The sequence below is a fragment of the Microbispora sp. CL1-1 genome (assembly GCF_012034195.1).
Lineage (GTDB): Bacteria > Actinomycetota > Actinomycetes > Streptosporangiales > Streptosporangiaceae > Microbispora.
Genome location: NZ_JAATEK010000028.1, coordinates 11,027 through 37,256, shown reverse-complemented (window position 1 = coordinate 37,256; position 26,230 = coordinate 11,027). Strand labels below are relative to the sequence as shown.

Below are 26,230 nucleotides of genomic sequence, written 5' to 3'. Positions count from 1 at the left end.
GACCACTCAGCCCAGGCGCTGGACCAGGGCGCGGTACTCGTCCCACAGCTCCTTCGGCATGTGGTCGCCGAAGGTCTCGAAGTGGGGCGGGATCAGCGCGGCCTCCTCGCGCCACACCTCGGGGTCGACGCTGAGCAGGAGCTCCATGTCCTCGGGCGCGATGTCGAGGCCCTCGGTGTCGAGCGAGGCCGGCAGGTTGCCGATCGGCGTGGGCACGGCGTCGGCCACGCCGTTCAGCCGGTCGACGATCCACTTGAGCACCCGGCTGTTCTCGCCGAAGCCCGGCCACAGGAAGCGGCCGTTCGCGTCCTTGCGGAACCAGTTGACGTAGTAGATCCTCGGCAGCTTCTCCGGATCGGTCATCCTGCCGATCTCCAGCCAGTGGGCGAAGTAGTCGCCCATGTTGTAGCCGCAGAACGGCAGCATCGCGAACGGGTCGCGGCGCAGCTCGCCGACCTTCCCCTCGGCCGCCGCGGTCTTCTCCGAGGCCACGTTGGCGCCCAGGAACACGCCGTGCTGCCAGCCGAACGACTCGGTCACCAGCGGCACCGCGGTCGCCCTGCGGCCGCCGAACAGGATGGCCGAGATCGGCACCCCGGCGGGGTCCTGCCACTCGGGGGCGATCGTCGGGCACTGCTCGGCCGGCGTGGTGAACCGGGCGTTCGGGTGGGCGGCGGGCTCCGGGGAGTCCGGCGTCCAGTCACGGCCCTTCCAGTCGATGAGGTGCGCGGGCGGCTCGTCGGTGAGGCCCTCCCACCAGACGTCCCCGTCGTCGGTCAGCGCGACGTTCGTGAAGATGCTGTTGCCCCACAGCGTCTCGATCGCGTTGGCGTTCGTGGACCGCCCGGTGCCGGGCGCGACGCCGAAGAACCCGGCCTCCGGGTTGATCGCGTACAGCCGGCCGTCGGGGCCGAAGCGCATCCAGGCGATGTCGTCGCCGATCGTCTCGACCTTCCAGCCCGGGATCGTGGGCTGGAGCATGGCGAGGTTCGTCTTGCCGCACGCCGACGGGAAGGCCGCGGCGACATACCGCGCCTCGCCCTGCGGCGGCGTGAGTTTGAGGATCAGCATGTGCTCGGCCAGCCAGCCCTCGTCGCGGGCCATCACGCTGGCGATCCGCAGCGCGTAGCACTTCTTGCCCAGCAGCGCGTTGCCGCCGTAGCCCGAGCCGTACGACCAGATCTCGCGGGTCTCCGGGAAGTGGCTGATGTACTTGGTCTGGCTGCACGGCCACGGCACGTCGGCCTGGCCGGGCGCCAGCGGCGCGCCCACCGAGTGGACGGCCTTCACGAAGTCGCCGTGCTCATGGTCGCGCTTGCCGCGGCCCTCGCTGGCTCGTGCCTCGCTCTCTCGGGCCTTTCGCGCCGCTCCGCGCTCCTCGATGAGCCGCAGCGCGTCCTCGCCCATCCGGGTCATGATCCGCATCGACACCACGACGTACGGCGAGTCGGTGATCTCGACGCCGAGCTGCGAGATGTTCCCGCCCAGGGGACCCATGCAGAACGGCACGACGTACATCGTCCGGCCCCGCATGCAGCCCTTGAACAGCGTGGCGAACGTGCGGCGCATCTCGTCGGGCGCGATCCAGTTGTTGGTCGGCCCGGCGTCCTCCTCACGCTCGGAGCAGATGAACGTGCGGTCCTCCACGCGGGCGACGTCGCTCGGGTCCGAGGCCGCGTAGAAGCTGTTGGGACGCTTGGCCAGCCGCGTGAAGGTGCCCTGCTCGACCAGGAGGTTGGTCAGGCGCGTCCATTCGGCCTCGGAGCCGTCGCACCATTCGATCCGGTCGGGCTGGGTCAGCTCCGCGATCCGGGTCACCCAGGCCGCCAGATCGCTGTGACTCGTGGGCGTGGGTACCTCTACTGAAATGGACACGGGGGCGGCTCCTTAATCTCTCAGGGCCAGAGCATCATCGGCGAAGAATGGCCTCCGAATCCAATTGGAGTAGACCATCGAGTTTCCACTCCGTTAAATCGGCGCCATTCTCTACTTCATGGCCACGGATGCCATCCGCACAGGCAGTGGCCGTGATGTTGTGGGACCTTACCCACTCTGGCCCTGTTGGAAAAACGTCGCTCTTCCCCTTACCCGCAGCACCGTCCTTACACATTGGTATAGGCCAATTCGACTGGTCCAGACCTTTCGGCGAATTGGTTCAGTCCAATCCGCCGGGGCCCTCCGCCCTGATCCTGTCGACGTGCTGGAGGGCATCGCGCAGGTCAGCGAGCCAGCTGTCGGTGTGCTTGCCGACGAGCCGCACGCACCAGGCCAGCGCGTCGCTGCGGCTGCGCGCGACACCCGCGGCGACCAGGGTGTCGAGGACCTGCCGTTCCGGCTGGCGGAGCCGGGTCATGACGGGGACGGAAAGAGTGGTGAACATCACGGTCTCGCCGCCCACGACGACACCCCAGGAGACCTTGCGGCGGAAGCGGTGCTCGGCCTCCCTGGCGATGTCGATCCTGCGCTCGCGCGTCTCCTCGCGGAACCGCTCGACGTACCCATCCATGGCCGCCGCACGCTCCGGGTCGGGGAGCCCTTCGGCCACCGACAGCGGCGGAAGCGTGCCCAGCACGGTGATCTCCTCGCGGTCCACCACGACCTTGGGGGTCTCGGCGAACCAGTTGTCCGGCAACCGGCCGGCGAACCAGGCGCTCAGCTGTTCTTCTGAATGCATGTAATCAACATTACATCGCTATTGCACAGCAGCCTAGGTTGACAGTCGCTACTTTTTGAGGGCTACTTTCAAATTATGGCTACTCTCACTTCTCGATGGTGGGCGCTCGGCGCCCTCGTGCTCAGCGCCCTTGTCATCGGCATGGACGCGACCGTGCTCAACGTGGCGCTGCCGACCCTCGCGGCCGACCTGCACGCCTCGACCGGCGACCTGCAGTGGATCGTCGACGCCTACCTGATCCCGTTCGCCGCGCTGATGCTCCCGGCGGGCGCGCTCGGCGACCGGTTCGGCCGCAGGCGCCTGCTGCTGGCCGGGCTCGCGGCCTTCGGCATCGCGTCGGTGATCGCGACGTACGCGGGCGGCACCGGCGCCCTGGTCGCGGCCCGCGCGTTGATGGGGGCGGGCGGCGCGGTGATCATGCCGCTGTCGACCTCGATCCTGCCGGTGGTCTTCCCACCGGCCGAGCGCGGGCGCGCGATCGCCGTGTGGACGGCCGCCATGGCGCTCGGCCTGCCCCTCGGCCCGGTCGTGGGCGGCTACCTGCTCGACCACTTCTGGTGGGGCTCGGTCTTCCTCGTGAACATCCCCATGATCGTCGTCTCGATGGCGGCGGTGGCCGCGTTCATCCCCGAGTCGCGCGACCCCGCCGCGCCGCGGACCGACCTGCCCGGCGCGCTGCTGTCGGTGACGGGCCTGGCCGCGCTGGTGTACGGCGTCATCGAGGCCCCGGCGCGCGGGTGGGGCGACCCCCGCGTGCTGGCCGGTCTCGGCGCGGGGGCGGCGCTGCTGGCGGTGTTCGTCCGGGTCGAGGCCCGCACCCGGCAGCCGATGATGGACCTCGGCCTGTTCCGCAGCCGGGTCTTCGTCTGGGGCGCGGCCGGCGCGACGTTCGTGAGCCTCGGCATGTCGGGCGTGCTGTTCGTCGTCCCCCAGCACCTGCAGGCCGTGCTCGGGCACGACGCCCTCGGCACCGGTGTGCGGGTGATCCCCATGGTGGCCGGGCTGATGGCCGGGGGCCTGGCCGGAGAGCGGCTCACGGCCCGCCTCGGGCTGCGCGTGGTCATGCCGGCGGGCCTGGTCCTGCTCGCCGCCGGCTTCCTCCTGGGCGCCGCGACCTCGGTGTCTTCCGCGTACGGCTTCGTCGCGGCCTGGCTGGCCGTCCTCGGCGCGGGCGTGGGCCTCGCCATGGTCCCCGCCATGGACGGCGTGCTCGCCACGCTGCCCGAGGAGCGGTCGGGCTCCGGCTCGGCCACCCTGCAGACCGTGCGCCAGGTCGGCGGCGCGCTGGGCGTGGCCGGTCTCGGCAGCCTGCTCTCGGCGGCGTACGCCTCGGGTCTGCCGGACCGGGTCCCGGAGGGAGCGGCCGGCTCGATCACGGCCGTGACGGCCCTGGCCGCGCGTGCGGGAGACGCCGCGCTGCTGGGCGCGGCCAGGGAGGCGTTCGTGGACGGCATGGACCTGGTCCTGCTGGTGTGCGGGGCCCTGTCGGTGCTGACCACCGTCCTCGTGGCCGTCTTCCTACCGGGGAGTACGGCAGGGCGCGGGAAGACGGCAGAATCAGGGCATGAGCTCACCTCAGCGCGCTGACCGGACCTCGCCCGCCTCCGACCGCGCTGTCACGAGCCTGCGCGAGCGCAAGAAGGCCAAGACCCGCAGGACCATCCAGGAGCAGGCGCTGCGGCTGTTCGCCGAGCAGGGATACGACGCGACGACGGTCGAGCAGATCGCGGAGGCGGCCGAGGTCTCCCCCAGCACGTTCTTCCGCTACTTCCCCACGAAGGAGGACGCGGTCACCCAGGACGACTACGACCCGCTCCTGATGGAGGCGATCAAGGCGCAGCCGCCGGACCTGCCCCCGCTGACCACGCTGCGCGCCGCGTTCCGCACCGCCTTCGAGGCGATGGAGCCCGAGGAGCTCGACCGGATGCTCTCCCGGACCAAGCTGACCACCTCCGTGCCCGCCCTGCGGGCCCGGACGATGGAAGGGCTGTACTCCACGATCGAGATGCTCGCCGGGGCGGTGGCCGAGCGGGCGGGCCGCGACCCCCGCAGCCCCGCCGTACGGACGCTGGCCGGCGCGGTGATGGGGGTCATGCTCCCGGCGATGTTCACCTGGGTGGAGCACGACGGCCGGATCCCGCTGCCCGTGCTGCTCGACGAGGCACTCGGCTACCTGGAGGCCGGGCTGCCGATCTAATCGGCTTTGTCGGGAACCACCTGAAGGACCAGCTTGCCCTGGATGTGCCCGCGCTCGGCCCGCTCGTGGGCCTTCGCGGCCTCGGCGAGCGGGAAGACCGCGTCGATGCCGACGCGCAGCCGGCCCTCCTCCAGCAGGCGTCCCAGTTCGGCCATCTGCTTGCCGTCCGAGTGGACCTGGCCGCCCCGGAACGTGATGCCCAGCTCGGCCGCGTGGTCGCGGTGATACTCGCCGTGGAAGACCGGGCTGATCACGCCGCCGGGCCGCACCACCCGCAGGAACCGGTGGGCGTCCGGCCCGCCCACGCTGTCGATGAGCACGTCCACGTCGCGCACCGCGTCCTCCACGCGCGTGGTCGTGTAGTCGACGAACTCGTCCACCCCCAGCTCGCGCAGGAACGTCTCGTGCCGCCCCGAGGCGACCCCGATGACGTACGCGCCCTGTAGTTTGGCGAGCTGCGCCGCGAAGTGGCCGACCCCGCCGGCGGCGCCGTTGACCAGCACCCTGCGGCCCTCGCCGAGCTTGATGTGGTCGAAGACGAACTGATAGGCGGTGAGCCCCGCCATCGGCACGGCGGCCGCCTCGACGTGGCTGAGCGAGGCCGGCTTGCGGGCCAGGTGGGACGCGGGCGAGGTGGTGTATTCGGCGTAGCCCCGGCCTCCGTTGCCCAGAGCGCCGGGAAAGCGCACGAGCCCGAAGACCTCGTCGCCCTCCCGCCACTCGCCGACGCCCTCGCCGACGGCGACGACCACGCCGGAGATGTCCGAGCCCGGCGTGTACGGCAGGGGAAACGCGGGCCGCATCTCCTCGGGAATGTTCGAAAAGCCTATGCGGGCGTACCAGTCGGGCGGGTTCATCCCGGCCGCGTGCACCCGGACCAGCACGTCCCCGGGACCCGGCTCGGGGCGGGGAACCTCCTCCAGCGCCAGGACCTCGGGGTCTCCGGTCCTGTGCATGCGGACGGCCTTCATGGTGGGCATCGGTCCTCCTGGACGACTACGATTCGGAGCGATGCTCCGGATAATAAGCGGAGCACCGCTCCACATGTCAAGTGCGAGGATCGACGCATGACGGGCCGACAGCAGCGCGCGGACGCGCAGCGCAACTACGAGCGCATCCTGGAGGTCGCCAGGACCGTGGTGGAGGAGCAGGGCACCCAGGCGTCGCTGCGCGACATCGCCCGGCGCGCCGAGGTCGGCATGGGCACGCTCTACCGCCACTTCCCCACGAGAGAGGCCCTGCTGGAGGCCCTGCTCCGGCAGCGGTTCGACACCCTGGCGGCCCGCGCGGAGGAGCTGGAGGGCGCGGACGACTCCCGCGAGGCGCTGCGGCAATGGCTGCGGGAGTTCCTCAGCCGCGCGAGCGCCTACCGCGGCCTGAGCTCTTCGATGATGACGACGATCGGCGACGAGGACTCCGCCCTCCACGCGTCGTGCTCCGCCATGCGGGAGGCCGCCGGGCGCCTGGTCAAGCGGGCCCAGGACGACGGCCACATCCGGCCGGACATCGACGGGATGGACGTGTTCGCGCTGGTCAGCGCAGTCGGGTGGATCGCCGAGCAGGGCCCGGTCGTCGCCGGGCGGCGCGACCACCTGTTCTCGCTCGTGCTGGACGGCCTGGCCGCCGGCGCGGTCAGCGGACGCGCGCCGAGATCTGCGGACTGACCCGGACGACCCCGGCGAGGTTCTTGGTGTAGACGTTCGCGATCTTCACGACGTCGCCCGTGTGCGGGGCGTGCAGCATCTTCCCGTTGCCCCAATAGATGGCGACGTGCGAGATGTAGCCGGGGTTGGTCGGATCGTTGCGCCAGAACAGCAGGTCACCCGGCTGCGCCTGCGACAGCGGCACCTGCGGCCCGGTGACCCACTGCTGATAGGTCACCCGCGGCATGCGCACGCCCGCCTGCGCGTACGCCCACTGCACGAGCCCCGAGCAGTCGAAGCTGTCGGGCCCCTCGGCGCCCCACACGTACGGCCGGCCGAGCTTGCTGACGGCGGCGGTGAGCGCGACCTTGAGCTGCTCCGCGGACATGAACGCCGTCTGCGGCCACACCTTGCGGCCCTTCGGCGCCACCACCACCGGGTTGATCGTGGCGACCTGGCTGCCCTTGGGGAGGATCTTCAGCAGTCTGAGGCGGAGCTTGCCGGAGTCGACCTTGGGCGCGCTCACGACCAGGGCGTTGCCGTCCGGGATGCCGAGCGCCGACGCCGTCCCCTTCGAGACGATCGCCGCGATCGAGCCCATGCCCACCGTGGCGTACGCGCCGATGCGCAGGCGCCGGGCGCCGCTCTGGACCTGCGAGCCCAGCTGCACGCCGCCGTCGTTGCCGAGCTCGAAGGAGACCGCCATGTCGCCGGCGGCGATGTTGCGCCACAGCTCGTCGGAGGAGGCCGTGACCTTCGGCGTGTACGAGCGGAAGGTGGACGGGTCGACGCCCATCGTGGGCACCCGCTTGCCGTCCACGGTCACCTCGGCCGCGCCGGTCGCCTCGGCGGCGGCCACGCCCTTCACCTTGCGCACCTTCTCCACCACCTCTGGGGGAAGGGGCCGGGTGGCCACCACGAACAGGTGCGGGCGGATCAGCCGCTGCAGCGGGGCCACCGGCTGCTGCGACACCGTCTGAGCGGCCGGGGCCTGGTGGCCCTGCGCCGGGGCCGGCATCTCACGGGCCTGCCGGGTCGCGGCCACGTAGCCGTGGCCCGCGCGCCGCCCGGACAGGGCCGCGACCACGTCCGGGTCCCCGGATTGCGGCCGGAGATCCCCGAGCACGAGCACGTCGATGGTCAGCACGGCGACGAGCGCCGCGGCGATGAGGGGAACCGTCCTGCGCAGGCGCCCCGGGCGGGGCAGCCGCGGGCGATAGGCGAGATCCTGACGAGCCTCGGACACGGCTCTCGCGAGCTTCCTGCCTAAACGGGTGGACGGCCGCGCTCGGCGTTCGAGCACGATCTCACCCCTCCCGCGGCGAATGGTCCGGTCAGGGACGAGACTGCCGCACAGCCGGGAATCCCGCAAACGATTCCGGAATTCCCGGCCGGGGCGAAAAGGGTCAGTTGCCGATGTACGGCACGGCTTCGAGGATCTCGACGGTGTTCTGCCTGCCGTTGGGCAGCGTGTACGTCGCCTTTTCCCCGATCTTCTTGCCGTTGATCGCGGACCCGAGGGGAGAGTTCGGCGAGTAGACGTCGATGGGCGCGCCGCTCTCCTCGCGGGAGGCCAGCAGGAAGGTGACCTCCTCGTCGTCGCCGTCGAAGCGGACCGTCACGGTCATGCCGGGGCCGACCACGCCCTCGGCGCGGGGCGCCTCGCCGACCCTGGCGTTGTCCAGGATCTGCCGGAGGTGGAAGATGCGGGCCTCCATCTTGCCCTGCTCGTCCTTGGCGGCGTGGTAGCCACCGTTCTCCCTGAGGTCACCCTCTTCCCGGGCGGCTTCGATCTTCTTGGCGATGTCCGTGCGTCCCGGGCCCGAAAGGTACTCGTACTCCTCCTTGAGGCGGTCGTACGCCTCTTGCGTCAGCCAGGTGACGTTGTCGTTCTGGGAGACGGCCACGGGCTCTCCTTGTTTCCGTAAGTGACTCGAAAGGCTGTCAAGTTAACGCCTTCGAACGCTTCCCCAAAGATTCCACTATACGAGATCGCAGTAGTCGACATGAACTGCTGTGGCCTGGGAACTCGTCCTCAGACGTTCGGTGAACTCGAGATCCGACCGGCCCTTGGGAATGGTTATCTCACGGCTGCCGACCTCCAGGTGCTGGGTGTCGAGCGCCTGGATCCGGCACATCGCCGCCCGGTCCGCGGGCTTGTGCACGGTGAAGGTGATGGCGGCGGAGTCCGCGGCGCTCGCGTCGAAGGTGATGACGTCCGCACTCACCGAAGGGTTCCCGTTCGCGCGGAGCATCACGTAGCCCCAGCCGCCCGCGAACACCGCCACGATCAACGCGATCACGACGTACGACACCAGCCTGGAGGGCCGCGCCGGGCGGGGCGCGAACTCGTCCGGCGTGCCGAGCACCGGGCGTGTCCCCTGGCCGCCGACCTCATCGGTGGGCATCGCGGAATCTCCCTGAGGATTGTCGGTGTTGTGCGAGACGATCGTCCGCACAAGTCGACCGTGCCGGTGACGCCGGCCAGCCGGGTCCGAAACGCACGGTCTCTAAGAAGCTAACCTCTTTTCGTAGCCATAGAACACCTGAGGAGAGACGTGAGTGCACCGTTGAGGCTGATGGCCGTGCACGCGCACCCGGACGACGAGTCGAGCAAGGGCGCCGCCACGATGGCCCGCTACGTCGCGGAGGGCGCGGAGGTGCTCGTCGTCACGTGTACGGGTGGTGAACGCGGCTCGATCCTCAACCCCAAGATGGACCGGCCGGACATCCTGGAGAACATCGGCGAGGTCCGCCGCCAGGAGATGGAGAAGGCGCGCGAGATCCTCGGCGTCCAGCAGCGGTTCCTCGGCTTCGTCGACTCGGGGCTGCCCGAGGACGAGAACGAGCCGCTGCCCGAGGGGTGCTTCGCCCTGCAGCCGCTCGACGTGGCGTCGGCGCCGCTCGTCGCCGCCGTCCGGGAGTTCCGGCCGCACGTGATCCTCACGTACGACGACAACGGCGGCTACCCCCACCCGGACCACATCATGACCAACCGGGTGTCCGTGGAGGCGTTCGAGGCGGCGGGCGACCCCGACCGCTACCCCGGCACTGGCGAGCCGTGGCAGCCGCTGAAGCTCTACTACCACATGGGCTTCACGCGGGAGCGGTTCGAGGCGCTGCACAACGCCATGACCGAGCGCGGCATGGGCTCGCCGTACGCCGACTGGATCTCGCGGTGGGAGGACCGCCCGCAGAAGTGGGAGGTCACCACCAGGGTCCCGTGCGCGGACTATTTCGAGGTCCGCGATCTCGCCCTGCTCGCGCACGCCACCCAGGTCGACCCCGACGGGTTCTGGTTCGTCTGCCCGCGTGAGCTGCAGGAGGAGATCTGGCCGACCGAGGACTACCACCTCGCGCGGTCGCTCGTGGACACCACGCTGCCGGAGGACGACCTGTTCGCGGGGATCGCCGCGGGGGTCACCCCTGCCTGCTCGTAAGCTGAAGGCGTGGATGCAACCAGCTACGGGCCGGGTCTTCTCGGCTTCGTCGTCGTCGCCGCGATCGGCCTGGCCCTGTTCTTCCTGCTGAAGAACATGAACAAGCAGATGCGCAAGATCCAGGTGCCGCACGACCAGCATGAGGACGAGCGGCGCGAAAACGGGCCCAAGGCGTGAGCACGGACGTCAGGGTCGTCGACAACCCCGCCGCGTCGCGCTACGAGATCATCGTGGACGGCGTGGTCGCCGGGTTCGCCCAATACCGGCTGCGCGACGGCGCGATGGTCCTGCCGCACACCGAGGTGCGCGGCGAGTTCGAGGGCCGCGGGCTGGGCGGCGCGCTGGTCGGCGGAGCCCTCGACGCGGCCCGGGCGGCCGGCCTGCGGGTCGTGCCGCTCTGCTCGTTCGTGGCCTGGTACATCCAGCGGCATCCGGAATACCGCGATCTCGTGGACGACGACTACCGCGACCTGGTCGACACACCCGGCTGAGCCGACACACCCGGCTGAACCGGGCGGATCATTCGGGTAGCGCGGGGCCCGAAGACCAGGCACGCTCCAGCGCCTTCGGCAGGCCCCACCAGCCCAGCGGGGTGAGCACCTCGGCCCGGTCCACGATGCCGAGGTGCGCCCACAGCGGCGTCACCGCCGTGAACAGCATCTCCGTCGCTTCCAGGTCCTCCGGCTCGTCCGGGTCGATGTCGACGTCCTCGGAGTCGGCGATGAACCGGGCGATCCGCTCGGGCGAGGCGAGCACGCCCGGGCCGTACCGGACCAGGGCGATCACCGACGCGAGCCAGTCGGCGTGGTGGATGGCGCACAGCGACGCCAGTATCGAGTCCTCGTGGCTGAGCTCGCCCTCCATGTCGAAGAACCGGGCGGCGTCCTCCTCGTCCGGAAGGTCGGAAATCGGCGCGGCGATCCCGGCGGCGACCGTGAGCCACAGGTCCTCGTCGCGTTCGGGCAGATCGCCGTCCTCCAGCCCGGCGCAGGCGCGCAGCACGTTGCCCGGATAACCGGGGCGGGTCAGCGTCACCCGCAGCCGCCGGGCGGCCGAGCGGAGATCGGCCTCGGGGAAGGGCGGCTCCGGCAGGTCGTCGAGCACCCGCCGCAGCTCGCCGAGCGCGAACGCCTCCTCCTCGTCCCAGGCGGCGTACAGCTCCTGGTCCTGCTCGTCGTTGACCACGACGTTGGGCACCCGGCCGTCCGGCAGCGGGGTGCCGAGCCAGCGCTCCTGGAGCTCCTCGTAGGCGTGCCGGGCGCCGGGGTCCCCGGCGGCGAGCGCGTCCGGGTCGATCTCCCCGGCCGCCAGCCGCTCCTCCAGGAACTCGACCAGCCGCTCGTACATCTCGGTCGCGACCGGGCCGCGCTCGCTCTCCTCCGGCCACAGGAAATAGCTGCGGGTGAGCATGATCGGCTCGGTGCCGCTCGACTCCAGCCAGCGCTGCACGTCCCCGACCGTCGCCACGCCGGACTCGATGCTCATCAGCACGGCTTTGGCCGACTCCCAGAACCTGACCGACAGCGGGTTGCCCGCCGCGAGAAGCTGCCGCCTCAGGTCGGGCAGGGCGACCAGGGCGTGTCCGGACGGCACGGCCAGCAACACCCGTGCGACGTCGCGCCGCGTCATGGCGGCCGCCGGGCGTCCCGAGTGCCTGATAGCGAAGTCCAGATCCAAGCCCACGTCCTGTGAGCCTACGCCGGGACGGGCCGGAACACATCCCCACGGTCCCCCACGAGTTCCCCCGGACGTGGCGGCCCGCCCAGGCCGGGGCGCGTACGGGCCCGGAAGGTGCGGCGGTAGGTGTCCGGAGGCACGCCGACAGTGCGGTTGAAGTGCCGGCGCAGCGTCGTGGCGGTGCCCATTCCGGTGGCCGCCGCGATGACGTCGATGCCGTCGTCGGTGGTCTCCAGCAGCTCCTGGGCGCGGCGGATGCGCTGCACCAGCAGCCACTGCAGCGGGGTGGTGCCGGTGACCGACCTGAAGTGGCGGCTCAGGTTGCGCGAGCTCATCCGCGCCCGGCGGGCCAGGTCGTCCACGGTCAGCGGATGGTCAAGACGTTCCATGACCCAGGGGAACAGTTCGGCGAGCGGGTGGTTGCCGGGGGCGGGCACCGGGGTGGTGACGAACTGGGCCTGGCCGCCGTCCCGGTGCGGCGGCACGACCAGGCGGCGGGCGACCGTGTTGGCGACCGAGGAGCCGTGGTCGAGGCGCACGAGGTGAAGGCACAGGTCCATGGCCGCGGCCTTGCCCGCGGAGGTGAGCACGCTGCCGTTGTCCACGTACAGGACGTCCGGGTCCACCTCCACCCGCGGATAGCGGGCGGCCAGCTCCTCGGTGTGCGCCCAGTGCGTGGTCGCGCGCCTGCCGTCCAGCAGGCCGGCGGCCGCCAGGACGAACGCGCCCGTGCAGAGGGAGGCCACCCGCGCGCCCGCCTCGTGGGCCGCGCGCACCGCGTCGACCAGCTCGGCGGGTGGATCGACCTCGGCGTCGGCCCAGCCCGGGACGATCACGGTGTCGGCGTGCGAGAGCCGGTCGAGCCCGTGGTCGGGCTCCAGCCGGAACCGCCCGGCCCGCACCGCGCCGGGACCGCAGACGACGAGGCTGTACCAGGGGTCGGCCACGTGGCTCAGGTCGGCCCCGAAGACCTCGTAGGCCAGCGCCAGCTCGAAGTGCAGCATCCCGTCGGTGACGGCCAGCGCGACAGTGCTCATGTCCGGAATTGTACGGGTGATGGCGTTCCGGACACTCGTGCCGGACGCCCGTCCTCGTCAGGATGTCCGCGACGGATCATTCGACGAATCATTCGGGTGAGGAGGAGAACCGGTGGAATCGGGTCTCACGGTGGCGGTTTACGGCGCGTACGGGCACACCGGGCGATTCGTGGTGGCACGGCTGCGGGAGCGCGGGTTCGTGCCCGTGCTGTCCGGACGGGACGCCGCCAAGCTGGAGAAGGCGGCGTCGGAGACCGGGCTGGAGGCCCGCCCGGCCCCGGTCGGCGACCCGGCCTCGCTCGACCGCGCCCTGGCCGGCGCGGCGGCCGTGATCAACTGTGCCGGGCCCTTCGCCGCGACGGCCGCGCCCGTGATCGAGGCGGCGCTGCGCGCCCGGATCCCCTACGTGGACGTGGCGGCGGAGATCGAGGCCAACGTCGACACGTTCGCGAACTTCGCGGACCGCGCCCGCGCCGCCGGAGCCGTGATCGTCCCCGCGATGGCCTTCTACGGCGGTTTCGGCGACCTGCTGGCCACCGCCGCGATGGGCGACTGGACGGCCGCAGACGAGGCGCACGTCGCGTACGGGCTGAGCGGCTGGCACCCGACCGCCGGGACCCGCGCCTCGGGCGTGGTCTCCGGGCAGCGGCGGGGCGGCCGGCGCGTCCGTTATGCGAACGGCCGGCTGGAGTATCGCGACGACAAGCAGCCGACCCTGGAGTGGCCCTTCCCCGCCCCGATGGGACCGCGGGCCGTCATCGGAGAGTTCACGATGGCCGACGTCGTCACCATTCCCAGCCATTTGTCCATCCCCGACGTGCGGACGTACATGACGGTCGAGGCCGCCAGGGACCTGTCGGATCCGGGCACCCCGGCCCCGGCCCCGGTCGACGAGCACGGGCGGTCCGCGCAGACCTTCCTCGTCGACGTCGTCGTGCGCTCCGGCGGCAGCGAACGGCGGGCCGTGGCACGTGGCCAGGACATCTACGCCGTCACCGCGCCGCTCGTGGTGGAGGCGGTCGAGCGCATCCTCACCGGACGGACCAGGACCGCCGGCGTCGCCTCCGCCGGTGAGATCTTCGACGCCCTCGGCTTCCTCCACGCCCTGGCCCCGCACGTCTCCTTCGAACTGCGCCGATAACGCGGATCACCCGCGTCCTGCTCCGCGTGGCAGTCCGGCGCGCCACCGGCGCGGACGGATCCCGCGCGCGCCCCCGAAGCCCGTCCGCCGCGCCGTACCCTGATCGTCCTTTTCCGGCGTGTGAGAGGCTGGCCTTATGAACCGGCTGGGCGGCGAGACCTCTCCCTACCTCCTGCAACACGCGGACAATCCCGTCGACTGGTTCCCCTGGGGCGAGGAGGCGTTCGCGGAGGCCCGCCGGCGCGACGTCCCCCTGCTGGTCAGCGTGGGCTATTCGGCGTGCCACTGGTGCCATGTCATGGCTCACGAGTCGTTCGAGGACGAGGCCACCGCGCGGCTGATGAACGAGCTGTTCGTCAACGTCAAGGTGGATCGCGAGGAGCGGCCCGACGTGGACGCGGTCTACATGGGCGCGGTCCAGGCGATGACCGGGCAGGGCGGCTGGCCGATGACGGTCTTCGCCACCCCCGACGGACACCCGTTCTACGCCGGCACCTACTTCCCCCGGCCGCAGTTCCAGCGGCTGCTGCACGCCGTGTCGCAGGCCTGGCGGCAGGACCGTGAGGGCGTCCTGACCCAGGGCCAGAAGGTCGTGGAGGCGCTCGCCGACCGCACCGGGGTGCCCTCGGGCCCGCTGCCCACCGCCGAGACCCTCGACCTCGCCGTACGGAACCTCGTGGAGACCTTCGACGAGCGGCGGGGCGGATTCGGCGGCGCGCCCAAGTTTCCGCCATCCATGGTCCTGGAGTTCCTGCTGCGGCACGGCACCCCGGAGGCCATGGCCATGGCAGAGAAGACCATGGAGGCGATGGCCAGAGGCGGCATGTACGACCAGCTCGGCGGGGGCTTCGCCCGCTACTCGGTCGACGCCGGCTGGGTGGTGCCCCACTTCGAGAAGATGCTCTACGACAACGCGCTGCTGCTGCGGGTCTACGCCCACTGGTGGCGGGCGACCGGCTCGGTCCTGGCCAAGCGGGTGGCCCTGGAGACCGCCGAGTGGCTGCTGCGGGAGATGCGCACGTCCGAGGGCGCGTTCGCCTCGGCCCTCGACGCCGACAGCGAGGGACCGGACGGCACCCACGGCGAGGGCCTGTTCTACGTCTGGACGCCCGAACAGCTCCGCGAGGTCCTCGGGGAGGACGACGCCGCCTGGGCGGCCTCGGTGTTCGAGGTGACCGGCACGTTCGAGCACGGCACGTCTGTGCTCCAGCTTCTCGCCGACCCCGACGACCCGGCCCGGTTCGACCGGGTCCGTACGGCCCTGCGCGCGGCACGGGAGCGGCGGCCCCGGCCCGGCCGGGACGACAAGATCGTGGCCTCCTGGAACGGGCTCGTGATCGCCGCCCTGGCCGAGGCGGGCGCGCTGTTCGAACAGCCGGTGCTGATCGACGCCGCGCGTGAGGCGGCCGTGCTGCTCGACGAGCTGCACACGGTGAGCCGCGGCCCGGCCCGGCTGCTGCGGACCTCCCGCGACGGCCGGGCGGGCACCAACGCCGGCATGCTGGAGGACTACGCCAACACCGCCGAGGGCTTCCTCGCCCTCTATGGCGTCACCGGCGAGACCCGATGGTTCCACCGCGCCGGAGACCTGCTGGAGACCGTGCTGGCGCGGTTCCCCGACGGGTCAGGGGGGTTCTACGACGCCCCCGACGACGGCGAGCGGCTGTTCCAGCGGCCCCAGGACCCGACCGACAACGCGACGCCCTCGGGCCAGTTCGCGGCGGCCGGGGCGCTGCTGTCGTACGCCGCGCTCACCGGCTCCGCCCGGCACCGGGAGGCCGCCGAGGCGGCGCTGGGCACGGTCTCCGCGCTGGCGGAGCGGTACGCCCGGTTCGCCGGGTGGGGTCTCGCGGTGGCGGAGGCGGCGCTGCGCGGCCCCGCCGAGGTTGCGATCATCGGCCCGGCCGACGACGCCCGCACCCGCGCGCTGCACCGGGCCGCCCTCATGTCCGGCACGCCGGGGCTGGTCGTCGCGCTGGGCACAGGACAGCTCGGCACGGGAGATCTCACCAGCGTGCCGCTGCTCGAAGGGCGGGGCATGGTGGACGGCTCACCGGCGGCCTACGTGTGCCGGCGCTTCACCTGCCGGGCGCCGGTCACCACGCCCGCCGAGCTGCGCGCCGAACTGGCCCGATAGAGAACTGGCCCGATAGAAGGGCACAGGAGAAGCGGCACAAGCGGCACGGCGGCCTCTCCCGGCCCGGCCGCTCCTCAGGCCGCGCCGCTCTCAGGCGTGCTCCCGGCCGTCAGCGGCCGGGAAGCTGCCCGACCGGGAGCTCCGGCCCGGGGAGCTGCCCGATCGGGCCGCTCTGATCACCTTGATCGTTCTGGCCGGTGCGCCGGGTGCCCGGGTCGGTCTGGCCGGGCCGCCTGGCGCCCGTGCCGGTGGCGCCGGGGTCGGATCTGGTGGTCCCTCTGGTGGTCCCGGCCTCGGGGCCGGCGCGGGTGGCGGGGTCGGCGGCGTCCAGGTCGCGGGTGCCTGCCGGGCCTGCCGGACCGCCGATGCCGTTCGCGCCGCCTCTTGGTGGGGCCTCGCCGTCCTGGCCGGTCGCGCCCTCCTCGTCGCCCCCTGCGGGCGGACCGGGCATGCCGGGCCCGTCGGGGCCGGGCATCGTCACCCCGTCCGGCACGGGCGGCCCGGAGGGTCCCGACGGATAGGCCGTGGGAGACCCGCTCTGCTGCGGCAGCGCCATGCCGTAGGCGTCCCAGTAGTAGGGGTTCCAGGTGACCGGGTCGGGGAACTCCCGGACCGGCTTGCCCTCCATGGCGGTGCTCATGAAGGTCTTCCAGATCTCGGCGGGCAGCGTGCCGCCGTACAGCTCGCCGTAGCCGGGGATGGTCACCGGCTTGTTGTCGTCGCGGAACATGTCGACCGCGACGGCGAGCTGCGGGACGTAGCCGGAGAACCACACGGCCGCCGACTCGTCGGTGGTGCCGGTCTTGCCCGCGACCGGGCGGTCCCACAGCCGCGCGGCCGTGCCGGTGCCGCCGCGCACCACCTGCTCCAGCGCGTACGTCGTGTCGGCGGCGGTGTTCTCGCTGAAGGCCCGGACGCCGGGCGGGGCGAACTTCCGGGTGAGCCCGGTGGAGTCGGTGACCGCCCGGATCACGTGCGGCTCGTGGTGAATGCCTCCGGCGGCGAAGGTGGCGAACCCGGCGGCCTGCTGCACGGCGCTCACCGACGCCACCCCGAGGGGCAGCGTGGCGGCGCCCTGGTGCGGGGCGAGCTGCGCCGCGGGGATGCCGGCGGCCTTGGCCGCGGCGACGACCTTGTCGAGGCCGATGCGCTGCCCGAGGTCGACGAAGGCGGTGTTGACCGAGAACTGCGTCGCCTGGAGCAGCGGAATCGCCGGTCCGTACGACTTGCCGCCGGAGTTGGGGATGTCGGCGGAGCCGATGCGGATGGGGGAGTTGCCGTAGACCAGCGTGTCGAGCCCGTATCCGGCTTCGAGCGCGGCGGCCAGCGTGTAGGGCTTGAAGGTCGAGCCCGCCTGCACCTTGGCGGAGAAGGCGTTGTCGTACTGGTTGGTCTCGTAACGACCGCCGTAGAAGGCGACGACCTCGCCGGTCGCGGGATCGACGGCCGCCAGGCCGGTGCGGACCTTCTTGGGGGTGTCGGCCGGCAGGACCGACTTGACCGCGTGCTGGGCCTGCGCCATGAGCTTCTTGTCGAACGTCGTGGTGACCTTCAGGCCGCCGTGGTTGATGTCCTCGTCGGTGAAGCCGAGCCGGTTCAGCTCCGCGCGCACCTGCGCCAGCATGTAGCCGTTCTGGCCGCCGAGGGACAACGGCGCCCGCTGCTTGGCGAGGGTGGGGAACACCTGGGCACGGGCCTCTGCGCGGCTGATCGCGCCGATCTCGCGCATGCCCTGGATCACCGACGTCCATCTGGCCTTCACCGCGTCGAGCGCGGCCCCGGTCGGGTTGGCGAACCGGGTCGGCTGCTGGATCACGGCGGCGAGGTAGGCGCCCTCGGCCGCCGTCAGGTTCTGCACGTCCTTGTCGAAGTAGGCCCGCGCGGCGGCCTGGATGCCGTAGGCCCCACGGCCGAAGTAGATGGTGTTGAGGTAGCGCTCCAGCACCCAGTCTTTCGGCTTGGAACGATCCACCTTCAGCGCGATCATGATCTCCTTGAGCTTGCGCCCGATGGAGCGTTCCTGACCGAGGCCGCTGTAGTAGTTGCGCACCATCTGCTGCGTGATCGTCGAGCCGCCCTGGAGCTGACGGCCGGTGATCGTGGACCACACGGCGCGGGCCGTACCTGACAGCGAGACGCCCTGGTCCTGGTAGAACGTCCGGTTCTCCGCCGCGATGACCGCGCTTCTGACGACCTGGGGGACCTGCGAGAGCGGCACGGTCTTGCGGTTGACGCCCTCGTTGGCGAGGACCGTCTTGCCGTCCCGGTAGTAGATGACCGAGCCCTGGGCCGTCGCCAGCTCCTGCGTGCTGTCCGGGATGGGGGTCAGCGCCCACACCACGGCGAGGAACACGGCGAGCCCGACGATCGCGGTGGCCAGGCTCAGGAGGAAGACGCGCAGCAGCCGTCTTCGCCGGCGAGGCTTCGGCGCGCCGCCGTCCCCGCCGCCTCCTCCCCCGTTCGGGCCGTCGAGCGACGCCCGCGGTTCCGCGGCGCCCTCCCCGATCGGGCCCTCTTCGGCGCTGTCCACGCTGTGACCCCCGATAAGTCCGATACCCCCGCTACGCCCTTTTGTGCCCGCTGAGCTGGGCGGATGGAACCACGGTAAACGATGGCCTTCTATGGTCCGGCACTTCCCGCCACGTCTGTGGAAAAGTCCGCCCGAGGCGGCAAAGACTGTGGAAAACGCGGGTCAACCCCCGGCCGCACGGACGAGCGGGAGGGTCCGGTAGGGCACCGGCGTGTCGAGCGCGATCACCGATTCGGTCCGTACGACGCCCTGGACGTCCACGATGAGGTCGATGACGCGCTGGAGGTCGGCGTTGCTGCGGGCGACCACACGGCAGAGCATGTCTCCCCCGCCGGTGATCGTGTGGACCTCCAGGACCTCCGGGATGAGCGCGAGCTGGTCGGCCACCGGCACGTGCCCCGCGACCTGCCTGATGTGCAGCGTCACGAACGCCGTCACGTCGAAGCCGAGCGCGGCAGGGTCGATGTCCGGGCCGTAGCCGGTGATGACGCCCTTCGCGGCCATCCGGTCGAGCCGGGCCTGCACCGTCCCCCGGGCGACGTTCAGCCTGCGGGAGCACTCCAGCACGCCGATCCTGGGCTCGGCGGTCAGCAGCGCGACGAGCTGTGCGTCGAGGTGGTCAATCGTCATAACGATTTCCCCTTGTACGAGGCGGAGACTGAGCACATTGTCCACCAAAACAACTCACTGTTGCGCAAATTGGCCATGCCCACGGACAGTTGGCCTATGAACGATGTCTTTCCGGTTCACGGCATGGACGCGGTGGTCTTCGCGGTCGGCAACGCGAAGCAGGCCGCCCACTACTACTCGACCGCCTTCGGGATGCGCCTGGTGGCCTACCGGGGGCCGGAGACAGGCAGCCGCGACGAGGTGGCGTACGTCCTCGTGTCGGGCTCGGCCCGGTTCGAGCTGCGCGGAGCCGTACGCGCGGGCACGCCGCTCGCGCGTCACGTGGCCGAGCACGGCGACGGTGTGATCGATCTCGCGCTGGACGTGCCGGACGTGGAGACGGCCTACCGCCACGCGCTGGCGCAGGGCGCCCGTGGCCTTGAGGAGCCCCACGTGGTCGAGGACGACCACGGCAAGGTCGTGGTCGCGGCGATCGCGGCGTACGGCGAGACCCGGCACACCCTGGTCGACAGGTCCAACTACACCGGCCCCTACCTGCCCGGATATGTCGCGGCGGAGCCCATCGTCGCGCCGCCCGCGGTGAAGAACGGCCGGCTCTTCCAGGCGATCGACCACTGCGTCGGCAACGTCGAGCGCATGGAGGAGTGGGTGGAGTTCTATGAGAAGGTCATGGGCTTCACCAAGATGGCGGAATTCATCGGCGACGACATCGCCACCGAATACTCGGCGCTGATGTCCAAGGTCGTCGCGGACGGCACCCGCAAGGTCAAGTTCCCGCTGAACGAGCCCGCCGAGGGCAAGAAGAAGTCCCAGATCGAGGAGTTCCTGGAGTTCTACGGCGGCCCGGGCGTGCAGCACATCGCGCTGGCCACCAACGACATCGTCACGACGGTCGACGCCATGCGGGAGGCGGGGATCGAGTTCCTCGACACGCCCGACTCGTACTACGACGACCCGGAGCTGCGCTCCCGCATCGGCGAGGTCCGTGTGCCGGTCGAGGAGCTCAAGAAGCGCCGCATCCTCGTTGACCGCGACGAGGACGGATACCTTCTGCAGATCTTCACCAAGCCGGTGGTGGACCGTCCGACGGTCTTCTTCGAGCTCATCGAGCGGCACGGGTCGCTCGGCTTCGGCAAGGGCAACTTCAAGGCGCTCTTCGAGGCCATCGAGCGCGAGCAGGAGCGCCGCGGCACCCTCTGACGCCCGCAGCGCGCCCACTGACGGCCGTCGGCAGCCACTGACGGCCGTCAGGGCACCCTCTGAGCCCCGCCGGCACCCGCCGGACACCCGCTCACGCACCCCAGGCCACCCGCTGACGCACCCTTTGCGCGTGCCCGGCTTTGCCCGAAGGGCGGCAGGGTGACCATTCAGCCATGGGAACACCGCCGCCTCCGGGAAACCCGTACGAGGAACCGAGGATTCCCTGGACGCCCCCGCCCTTCGGGCAGACGGCGCCGCGGCTCGCCGGCCGCTGGCGCCGCCTGTTCGCCGGGATCACCGACACCGTGCTCGTGGGGCTCGTCACCTCGCCGCTCACCGTGGACGACCTGAGGGTCGCGTACGACGGCGCGACGGAGGCGGTGGCGCGGATCCCGGTCGGCGACGGCCTTGTCGTCGGGGTGATCGGGTTCCTCTACTACTGGCTGCTCCAGTCGTTCTGGAACGGCCAGACGGTGGGCAAGAGGCTGTTCGGCATGCGCGTCGTGCGGGAGAACGGGGAGCCGGCCGGTCCCGGGCCGATCGCGGTGCGGCAGGCGGTGGAGATCGTCCTGTCCTGGCTGTGCTGCCTCGGGCTGGTGAACCTCGCGTGGATTCTGTTCGACCGCAGGAAGCAGGCCCTGCACGACAAGGCGGCGCGGACGCTCGTCGTGGACGCCTGAGACCCGCCCGCCCCACACGCCTCACGAGAACCGCGGCAACCCCTGCGAGCAGGCAAAACACCCGGAGTCGCTTCCCGGACCACATCACCTGCTCGCGTAGAGTTGCCACACATATGTCCTCGCATCGTCTTCCTTCGCGCCCGGCGCCGACCGCCGCACCGACCACCACGCCCGCCCGTGTGCGGGCCGGCCGGTCGATCTCCGTCCTGATCTGCGCCGTGGCCGTGGGCGCCGCCACGGCCTGCGCGCCGTCCGAGGGCGCGGTCACGCCGTCCCTGGCGGCGGCCGCGCCGGCGTCGCCGGGCACCGGCGCGTCGGCGAGCACCGTCGGGGCCCCGGGGATCGGCGACCCCGACTTCCCCACCGACGGCAACGGCGGCTACGACGTCCAGCACTACGACCTGCGCCTGTCGTACGACCCGGCGTCGCGGAAGCTCGCGGGCAGCGCCACGATCGAGGCGAAGGCCGTACAGGACCTGACCTCGTTCGACCTCGACCTGCACGGGCTCACGGTGAGCCGGGTGACGGTGGACGGCGGGGACGCCTCGTTCAGCCGCAGCAAGGACGAGCTCGTGATCGAGCCGGGCGGTCAGATCTCGAACGGCGCCCGATTCGAGGTCACGGTCGACTACTCGGGCGTGCCGGAGCCGATGCGCGACTCCGCCAACCTCGGCGAGTACGGCTTCATCTCCACCCCGGACGGGGCGTTCGTCACCTGTGAGCCGAACGGCGCGAAGACCTGGTTCCCGTCGAACGACCACCCCTCCGACAAGGCGACCTACGACTTCCGGATCACCGTCCCCGCGGGGCTGACCGCGATCGCCAACGGCGAGATGGCAGGGACGCCGCAGACGAACGCCGGCAAGACGACCTTCGTGTGGCGGGAGAAGCACCCGATGGCGAGCTATCTCGCCACGATGACGACCGGGAAGTTCCAGATCCGCACCGGCACGAGCGCCAGGGGCCTGCCGGTCTACGTCGCCGTCGCCGACAACTACCGCGGCTCGCTCGACCAGCTCTACACGCAGACGGCGAAGATCACCGACTACTGGTCGACCGTGTTCGGGCCCTACCCCTTCTCCTCCACCGGCGGCGTGATCGACGACTACGCGGCGGGGTACGCGCTGGAGAACCAGACCAAGCCCATCTATGGCGGTTTCTCCCCCGCGCCCACGATCATCGCGCACGAGCTGGCGCACCAGTGGTTCGGCGACAGCCTGACCATCAAGCGCTGGCGGGACCTGTGGCTCAACGAGGGTTTCGCGACGTACGCCGAATGGCTGTGGGCGGAACACACCGGTCAATACACGGCCGATTCGGCCTTCCGGCGTTACTACGCGAACGCGGCCGACCCGATGTGGAGCTATCCACCGGGCGCGGCACGGCCCGACGACCTGTTCGGCGCGGCCGTCTACAACCGCGGCGCGATGACGCTGCACGCCCTGCGCCGGGAGATCGGCGACGACAAGTTCTTCCCGCTGATCAGGGCGTGGACGGACGCCCACAGGTATGGCAACGTCACGACGCAGGAGTTCATCTCGATGGCCGAGCTGATCTCGGGCAAGAACCTGAAGTCGCTGTTCGACGCATGGCTCTACGAGCCGAGGCGTCCCGCGCCGATCCCCTGATCCACACGGCCCCGATCAATGGGCTGGCGAGCTCAGGAGGCCGATCCTCTGATCCGCACCGTCCTGATCACACGAGCTCAGGAGAACAGCAGCTTGTAGCCGTCCCGCCGCAGGGCGCTGAGCACCTCGTCGCAGTGCGCCGGGCCGCGGGTCTCCAGTTGCAGCAGGACCTCGGCCTCCTCCAGGTGCAGCCGGGAGCCGAACCGCTCGTGCACCACGTCGAGCACGTTCGCGCCGAGGTCGGCCAGCCGGGCCAGCAGCGCGGCCAGCGCCCCGGGGCGGTCGGTCAGCCGGATGCGGAAGGCCAGGTAGCGGCCCGCCGCCGCCAGGCCGTGCCGCAGCACCCTGGCCAGCAGCAGCGGGTCGATGTTGCCGCCCGACAGCACGACGACCACCGGCGGCTCGAACGCGTGCGGCTGGTCGAGCAGCGCCGCGACCCCCGCCACCCCGGCCGGCTCCACCAGCAGCTTCGAGCGTTCGAGGCACAGCAGCAGGGCCCGCGACAGCGACTCCTCCGAGACCGTCACGACGCTGTCGACCAGATAGTGGATCAGCTCGAACGGCAGGTCGCCCGGCCGCCCGACCGCGATGCCGTCCGCCATCGTCGACGCGGGCTCGACCATGACCGGCCGGCCCGCGGCCAGCGAGTCGGGATAGGCCGCGGCCCGCTCGGCCTGCACGCCCACCACCTTGATCCCAGGGCGCTGGGACTTCACCGCGAGCGCGACCCCCGCCGCGAGACCGCCGCCGCCGATGGGCAGCACGATCGTGGCCGTGCCGGGAAGCTGCTCCAGGATCTCCAGGCCGACCGTGCCCTGCCCGGCCACCACGTCGGGGTGATCGAACGGGTGGATGAACACCGCGCCGGTCCTGTCGGCGTGCTCCCTGGCCGCCCGCAGGGCCTCGTCGACCGTGTGCCCCGCGAAGATCACGTCCGCGCCGTACGCCCGGGTGGCCTCCACCTTCGGCAGCGGCGCGCCCTCGGGCATGTAGACGGTCGACTTTGCCCCGACCAGCGACGAGCCCAGCGCCACGCCCTGCGCGTGGTTGCCCGCGCTGGCCGCCACCACGCCCCTGGCCCGCTCCTCCTCGCTCAGCCGCGCGATCCGCACGTACGCCCCGCGGACCTTGAACGACCCGGCCCGCTGGAGGTTCTCGCATTTGAGGTGCACCGAGCCGCCGACGATCTCCGACAGCACCCGTGAGTGCAGGACGGGCGTCTGCGCCGCCACTTCCGACAGCAACTCGCGTGCGGCGACGACGTCCTCGTACGTCACCTGTGGGACAGCCATGCGCCAATCATCACAGGTTCCGGAAGGCGACATGCCTTCAGAGCCCGGGTGACCAATAACTGTCTCCGGCGATGACGAGGGCGGCGGCGCCGACGAGACCGGCCTCCTGACCGAGCGAGGCGGGCACGACCCGCACCCGCTCGGCGAACCCCATCCGGGTGTGCTCCCGCAGGGCCTCCTCCAGGGGCCCGAACAGCAGGTCGCCCGCCTGGCTGAGCCCGCCGCCGACGGTCACGAGATCGAGGTCGCACAGGTTGACGGCCGAGGCGATCGCGATGCCCAGGGCGCGCCCCGCGCGGGTCATCGCGGCCAGCGCGATCGGGTCGCCCGCCGCGGCGTCGGCGGCCAGCCTGCGCGCGGTCGCCGTCCCCTCCTCCTGGTAGAGCCCATCACGCGTGACCTCGGCTTTCGGCGACCAGCCCTGGGCGAGCGCCCAGGCGGCGAGGCCGGGGCCGCGGGCGATCGCCTCCAGGCAGCCGTAGCCGCCGCAGCCGCACGGCGGGCCCTCGGGATCGACCACGACGTGGCCGATGTGACCCGCGTTGCCCGTTCCGCCGTCGATGAGCCTGCCGCCGAGGATCAGCCCGCCGCCGACCCCGGTCGACACGACCATCCCCAGCATGGCCGCGCTCCCCCGCCCGGCGCCGCGCCAGTGCTCGGCGACGGCCAGGCAGATCGCGTCGTTGTGGATGCGGACCGGGACGCCGGGAAAGCGCCCGGCGAGCCTGCCGCGCAGCGGGAATCCACGCCAGCCGCCCATGTTGAGCGGCGAGACCTCCCCCTCGGGCCAGGTCATCGGGCCGCCGCAGCCGACGCCCACCCCGGCGATGGCGTCGGGCACGTCCAGCCGGTCGAGCACGCCGGTCAGCGTCCGCCACAGCGTCTCGGCGTCGGCGCCCTGCGGAGTGGCGGCCCGCTCGGCGGCCACGACCCGCCCGTCCGGCTCCACCAGTCCCACCGCGAACTTCGTGCCGCCGATGTCGACGGCCAGGGTGAGGTCGCTCACGCACCCGCTCCCCTGCCGGTGGACAGTCCCGTGCCGCTGGAGAATCCGGAGCCGCTGGAGAAGACGAGCAGCGACGCGGTGAAGCCGTGCACGTGGTTGTGCCCGCTGACCGGCCCGACCTCGCCCGCGGCGAAGAACCCCGCCACCCCGATCGGCCCCAGCGTCTCGCGTACGGCGAGCGCGTCGTGGTCGGGCGTGCCGAACATGCCCGAGCCCCTGCCGTTGCAGGAGAACAGCAGTGCCCCCTCGACCCGGCCGGGCTGCTGCTGCAGATGGGCGTCGAGCAGCTCGTAGAGGTCCTCGTCGGCGGTCTCGGCGTCCCTGACCTGGAACCGCACCGTCCTGCCGATCTCGATGACGTCGCCGACGGCCACCGCCTCGCGTTCGGGGTCGATGCCGATGACCCCGCGGATCAGGAAGTCGCCGCGCTCGTGGCGCTCGGCGTACTCGTCCATGGCAATGCCGATCTGTAAGCCGGCGGCCACCAGGTCGCGGTCCTCCTCGTCGAGGGCGCTGACGATGTCCTCCAGCCGCGCCAGCGCCGGTTGACCGGCCAGCTCGAGCAGCACGTTGTCCTCCGCCCGGGTGACGACCATGGACGGGCCGATGGGCCGGCAGCCCTGGCTGACGACCGTCCCGATGTTCACCTCGCCACCGATGATCACACCGATCGCGCCGGAGTCGTGCACCTCGCCGTTGGCGAACAGCCGTACGGAGCCACGGCCCTGGAGCCCGTTGGCCAGGCCGCCCACGATCGGCAGATCGCCCATCACCTCGTGGGAGTGCTCGATGAACGCGTCGGTGGGGAAGCTGTAGGGGTCGGCGAGCAGGATCGCGGCCCGGTCGTCGGGGACGCGCTCGGGCAGCCCCACGACCACGAACCTGTCCTCCGTCCTCAGCGTCTCCAGGGCGAAGGTGTCGATCCTGGCGCCGCCGAGGGAGGCCGCCCACGCGCTCACGGCGGGGGTCAGCTCCACGCCCTGGCCGTGCCCGATCACGCCGGTCGCACTGCAGCCGATCACGTCGGCCCCGGACGCGACGGACATCGCCCGCCGCCCCGCGCTGGCCACGTCGTCCGGGTCGTCCCCACAGACGAAGAAACACACCAGATCTGGCGGACCCGACAGGCCGGCCAACGCCTGGCGTACGGCCGTCTCGGCCGCTTCCACCAGGTTGGCGCCCACGGCGAGACCGTCGGCGAAGCGGCTCGTCAATACCGCCATGTCTCGCCCTCTCTTCCTCCGCGACAGAGTTTCCTTGGGCCGATTCTCCCCACTGAACGGAGGACAACGCACAGGCCGCCCGTCCAATTGGCCCC

At 71.4% G+C, this 26,230-nt stretch carries 24 protein-coding genes; 11 read left to right on the top strand and 13 right to left on the bottom strand.

Annotation, left to right across the window (positions count from 1 at the left end; all coding sequences use genetic code 11):
- Nucleotides 1-6 precede the first annotated feature (6 nt).
- Both HCK04_RS27630 and HCK04_RS27625 read right to left on the bottom strand, forming a co-directional pair.
- Nucleotides 7-1,875 carry a phosphoenolpyruvate carboxykinase (GTP) gene (locus tag HCK04_RS27630; RefSeq protein ID WP_185949046.1) on the bottom strand — a complete coding sequence of 623 codons (1,869 nt, stop codon included), beginning with the start codon at nucleotides 1,873-1,875 and terminating at the stop codon, nucleotides 7-9.
- Between the two features lie 280 nt (nucleotides 1,876-2,155).
- The gene (locus HCK04_RS27625) at nucleotides 2,156-2,674 is read right to left on the bottom strand and encodes a hypothetical protein (RefSeq protein WP_142650316.1); all 519 of its coding nucleotides are present in this window, start codon (nucleotides 2,672-2,674) and stop codon (nucleotides 2,156-2,158) included.
- A 75-nt stretch (nucleotides 2,675-2,749) separates the two neighbouring features.
- On the opposite strand from HCK04_RS27625, the gene HCK04_RS27620 reads away from it, so the two are divergent.
- A complete protein-coding gene (locus HCK04_RS27620; RefSeq protein WP_142650315.1) occupies nucleotides 2,750-4,261 on the top strand; it encodes an MFS transporter in 1,512 nt (503 codons plus the stop codon).
- Nucleotides 4,239-4,871, top strand: a complete 633-nt coding sequence (locus HCK04_RS27615) for a TetR family transcriptional regulator (RefSeq protein WP_142650314.1) — start codon at nucleotides 4,239-4,241, stop codon at nucleotides 4,869-4,871. Before HCK04_RS27620 ends, HCK04_RS27615 begins: the two co-directional genes overlap by 23 nt.
- On the opposite strand, the gene HCK04_RS27610 is transcribed toward HCK04_RS27615, so the two are convergent.
- Nucleotides 4,868-5,851 carry an NADP-dependent oxidoreductase gene (locus HCK04_RS27610; RefSeq protein ID WP_240971870.1) on the bottom strand — a complete coding sequence of 328 codons (984 nt, stop codon included), beginning with the start codon at nucleotides 5,849-5,851 and terminating at the stop codon, nucleotides 4,868-4,870. The two genes, HCK04_RS27615 and HCK04_RS27610, sit on opposite strands and share 4 nt — an antisense overlap.
- Nucleotides 5,852-5,938: 87 nt before the next feature.
- Here HCK04_RS27610 and HCK04_RS27605 point away from each other — a divergent pair, with 87 nt between their 5' ends.
- Nucleotides 5,939-6,535 (top strand): TetR/AcrR family transcriptional regulator, encoded by a 597-nt coding sequence (locus HCK04_RS27605; protein WP_142650313.1) that lies wholly within the window; start codon nucleotides 5,939-5,941, stop codon nucleotides 6,533-6,535.
- On the opposite strand, the gene HCK04_RS27600 is transcribed toward HCK04_RS27605, so the two are convergent.
- The 3 genes from HCK04_RS27600 to HCK04_RS27590 all read right to left on the bottom strand — a co-directional run bounded on the left by HCK04_RS27600 (nucleotide 6,504) and on the right by HCK04_RS27590 (nucleotide 8,922).
- Complete coding sequence (locus tag HCK04_RS27600; protein ID WP_260617422.1) at nucleotides 6,504-7,760, bottom strand: C40 family peptidase; 1,257 nt, start codon at nucleotides 7,758-7,760, stop codon at nucleotides 6,504-6,506. The genes HCK04_RS27605 and HCK04_RS27600 overlap by 32 nt on opposite strands.
- Before the next feature lie 160 nt (nucleotides 7,761-7,920).
- Entirely contained in the window at nucleotides 7,921-8,421 is a 501-nt protein-coding gene (gene greA / locus HCK04_RS27595; protein WP_079315666.1) for a transcription elongation factor GreA, read from the bottom strand.
- A 75-nt stretch (nucleotides 8,422-8,496) separates the two neighbouring features.
- Nucleotides 8,497-8,922, bottom strand: a complete 426-nt coding sequence (locus HCK04_RS27590) for a DUF4307 domain-containing protein (protein WP_142650312.1) — start codon at nucleotides 8,920-8,922, stop codon at nucleotides 8,497-8,499.
- A gap of 150 nt (nucleotides 8,923-9,072) precedes the next feature.
- On the opposite strand from HCK04_RS27590, the gene mca reads away from it, so the two are divergent.
- From mca to HCK04_RS27575, 3 genes are read left to right on the top strand one after another with little or no spacing between them, the layout of a single operon-like run.
- A complete protein-coding gene (gene mca, locus HCK04_RS27585; protein ID WP_142650311.1) occupies nucleotides 9,073-9,954 on the top strand; it encodes a mycothiol conjugate amidase Mca in 882 nt (293 codons plus the stop codon).
- A 9-nt stretch (nucleotides 9,955-9,963) separates the two neighbouring features.
- Entirely contained in the window at nucleotides 9,964-10,131 is a 168-nt protein-coding gene (locus tag HCK04_RS27580) for a hypothetical protein (protein ID WP_167530465.1), read from the top strand.
- Complete coding sequence (locus HCK04_RS27575) at nucleotides 10,128-10,445, top strand: GNAT family N-acetyltransferase (RefSeq protein ID WP_142650310.1); 318 nt, start codon at nucleotides 10,128-10,130, stop codon at nucleotides 10,443-10,445. The genes HCK04_RS27580 and HCK04_RS27575 overlap by 4 nt, the downstream gene beginning before the upstream one ends.
- A 28-nt stretch (nucleotides 10,446-10,473) precedes the next feature.
- Here the strand turns inward: HCK04_RS27575 and HCK04_RS27570 are convergent, their stop codons facing one another.
- Both HCK04_RS27570 and HCK04_RS27565 read right to left on the bottom strand, forming a co-directional pair.
- Nucleotides 10,474-11,637 (bottom strand): hypothetical protein, encoded by a 1,164-nt coding sequence (locus HCK04_RS27570; protein ID WP_142650309.1) that lies wholly within the window; start codon nucleotides 11,635-11,637, stop codon nucleotides 10,474-10,476.
- Between the two features lie 11 nt (nucleotides 11,638-11,648).
- A complete protein-coding gene (locus HCK04_RS27565; protein WP_142650308.1) occupies nucleotides 11,649-12,668 on the bottom strand; it encodes a helix-turn-helix domain-containing protein in 1,020 nt (339 codons plus the stop codon).
- A gap of 112 nt (nucleotides 12,669-12,780) precedes the next feature.
- Here HCK04_RS27565 and HCK04_RS27560 point away from each other — a divergent pair, with 112 nt between their 5' ends.
- Entirely contained in the window at nucleotides 12,781-13,809 is a 1,029-nt protein-coding gene (locus HCK04_RS27560; protein WP_142650307.1) for a saccharopine dehydrogenase NADP-binding domain-containing protein, read from the top strand.
- A gap of 136 nt (nucleotides 13,810-13,945) precedes the next feature.
- The gene (locus HCK04_RS27555; protein WP_142650306.1) at nucleotides 13,946-15,946 is read left to right on the top strand and encodes a thioredoxin domain-containing protein; all 2,001 of its coding nucleotides are present in this window, start codon (nucleotides 13,946-13,948) and stop codon (nucleotides 15,944-15,946) included.
- 109 nt (nucleotides 15,947-16,055) lie between these two features.
- Here the strand turns inward: HCK04_RS27555 and HCK04_RS27550 are convergent, their stop codons facing one another.
- On the bottom strand, nucleotides 16,056-18,476 hold the full coding sequence (locus HCK04_RS27550) for a transglycosylase domain-containing protein (RefSeq protein WP_260617421.1): 2,421 nt from the start codon (nucleotides 18,474-18,476) through the stop codon (nucleotides 16,056-16,058).
- A 162-nt stretch (nucleotides 18,477-18,638) separates the two neighbouring features.
- Nucleotides 18,639-19,106: an Lrp/AsnC family transcriptional regulator gene (locus HCK04_RS27545; RefSeq protein WP_142650305.1), complete on the bottom strand. Its 468-nt coding sequence runs from the start codon at nucleotides 19,104-19,106 to the stop codon at nucleotides 18,639-18,641.
- A gap of 96 nt (nucleotides 19,107-19,202) precedes the next feature.
- Here HCK04_RS27545 and hppD point away from each other — a divergent pair, with 96 nt between their 5' ends.
- The 3 genes from hppD to HCK04_RS27530 all read left to right on the top strand — a co-directional run bounded on the left by hppD (nucleotide 19,203) and on the right by HCK04_RS27530 (nucleotide 22,614).
- Nucleotides 19,203-20,306, top strand: coding sequence for a 4-hydroxyphenylpyruvate dioxygenase (gene hppD / locus HCK04_RS27540; protein WP_185949045.1), 1,104 nt, complete (start codon nucleotides 19,203-19,205; stop codon nucleotides 20,304-20,306).
- Nucleotides 20,307-20,479: 173 nt separating this feature from the next.
- On the top strand, nucleotides 20,480-20,986 hold the full coding sequence (locus HCK04_RS27535) for an RDD family protein (RefSeq protein ID WP_142650303.1): 507 nt from the start codon (nucleotides 20,480-20,482) through the stop codon (nucleotides 20,984-20,986).
- A 113-nt stretch (nucleotides 20,987-21,099) separates the two neighbouring features.
- Nucleotides 21,100-22,614: a M1 family metallopeptidase gene (locus HCK04_RS27530; RefSeq protein WP_142650302.1), complete on the top strand. Its 1,515-nt coding sequence runs from the start codon at nucleotides 21,100-21,102 to the stop codon at nucleotides 22,612-22,614.
- A gap of 77 nt (nucleotides 22,615-22,691) precedes the next feature.
- On the opposite strand, the gene ilvA is transcribed toward HCK04_RS27530, so the two are convergent.
- From ilvA to HCK04_RS27515, 3 genes are read right to left on the bottom strand one after another with little or no spacing between them, the layout of a single operon-like run.
- The gene (gene ilvA / locus HCK04_RS27525; RefSeq protein ID WP_185949044.1) at nucleotides 22,692-23,906 is read right to left on the bottom strand and encodes a threonine ammonia-lyase; all 1,215 of its coding nucleotides are present in this window, start codon (nucleotides 23,904-23,906) and stop codon (nucleotides 22,692-22,694) included.
- A gap of 37 nt (nucleotides 23,907-23,943) precedes the next feature.
- Nucleotides 23,944-24,912: an ROK family protein gene (locus tag HCK04_RS27520; protein WP_142650300.1), complete on the bottom strand. Its 969-nt coding sequence runs from the start codon at nucleotides 24,910-24,912 to the stop codon at nucleotides 23,944-23,946.
- Nucleotides 24,909-26,135, bottom strand: coding sequence for an FIST N-terminal domain-containing protein (locus tag HCK04_RS27515; protein ID WP_142650299.1), 1,227 nt, complete (start codon nucleotides 26,133-26,135; stop codon nucleotides 24,909-24,911). Before HCK04_RS27515 ends, HCK04_RS27520 begins: the two co-directional genes overlap by 4 nt.
- Nucleotides 26,136-26,230 lie beyond the last annotated feature (95 nt).

Coding starts and splice junctions, on each gene's coding strand:
- HCK04_RS27530 (WP_142650302.1), top strand. CDS start 21,100: ATGTCCTCGCATCGTCTTCCTTCGCGCCCGGCGCCGACCGCCGCACCG.
- HCK04_RS27535 (WP_142650303.1), top strand. CDS start 20,480: ATGGGAACACCGCCGCCTCCGGGAAACCCGTACGAGGAACCGAGGATT.
- ilvA (WP_185949044.1), bottom strand. CDS start 23,906: ATGGCTGTCCCACAGGTGACGTACGAGGACGTCGTCGCCGCACGCGAG.
- HCK04_RS27620 (WP_142650315.1), top strand. CDS start 2,750: ATGGCTACTCTCACTTCTCGATGGTGGGCGCTCGGCGCCCTCGTGCTC.
- HCK04_RS27545 (WP_142650305.1), bottom strand. CDS start 19,106: ATGACGATTGACCACCTCGACGCACAGCTCGTCGCGCTGCTGACCGCC.
- HCK04_RS27605 (WP_142650313.1), top strand. CDS start 5,939: ATGACGGGCCGACAGCAGCGCGCGGACGCGCAGCGCAACTACGAGCGC.
- HCK04_RS27590 (WP_142650312.1), bottom strand. CDS start 8,922: ATGCCCACCGATGAGGTCGGCGGCCAGGGGACACGCCCGGTGCTCGGC.
- HCK04_RS27515 (WP_142650299.1), bottom strand. CDS start 26,135: ATGGCGGTATTGACGAGCCGCTTCGCCGACGGTCTCGCCGTGGGCGCC.
- HCK04_RS27625 (WP_142650316.1), bottom strand. CDS start 2,674: ATGCATTCAGAAGAACAGCTGAGCGCCTGGTTCGCCGGCCGGTTGCCG.
- HCK04_RS27555 (WP_142650306.1), top strand. CDS start 13,946: ATGAACCGGCTGGGCGGCGAGACCTCTCCCTACCTCCTGCAACACGCG.
- HCK04_RS27615 (WP_142650314.1), top strand. CDS start 4,239: ATGAGCTCACCTCAGCGCGCTGACCGGACCTCGCCCGCCTCCGACCGC.
- hppD (WP_185949045.1), top strand. CDS start 19,203: ATGAACGATGTCTTTCCGGTTCACGGCATGGACGCGGTGGTCTTCGCG.
- HCK04_RS27610 (WP_240971870.1), bottom strand. CDS start 5,851: ATGCCCACCATGAAGGCCGTCCGCATGCACAGGACCGGAGACCCCGAG.
- HCK04_RS27565 (WP_142650308.1), bottom strand. CDS start 12,668: ATGAGCACTGTCGCGCTGGCCGTCACCGACGGGATGCTGCACTTCGAG.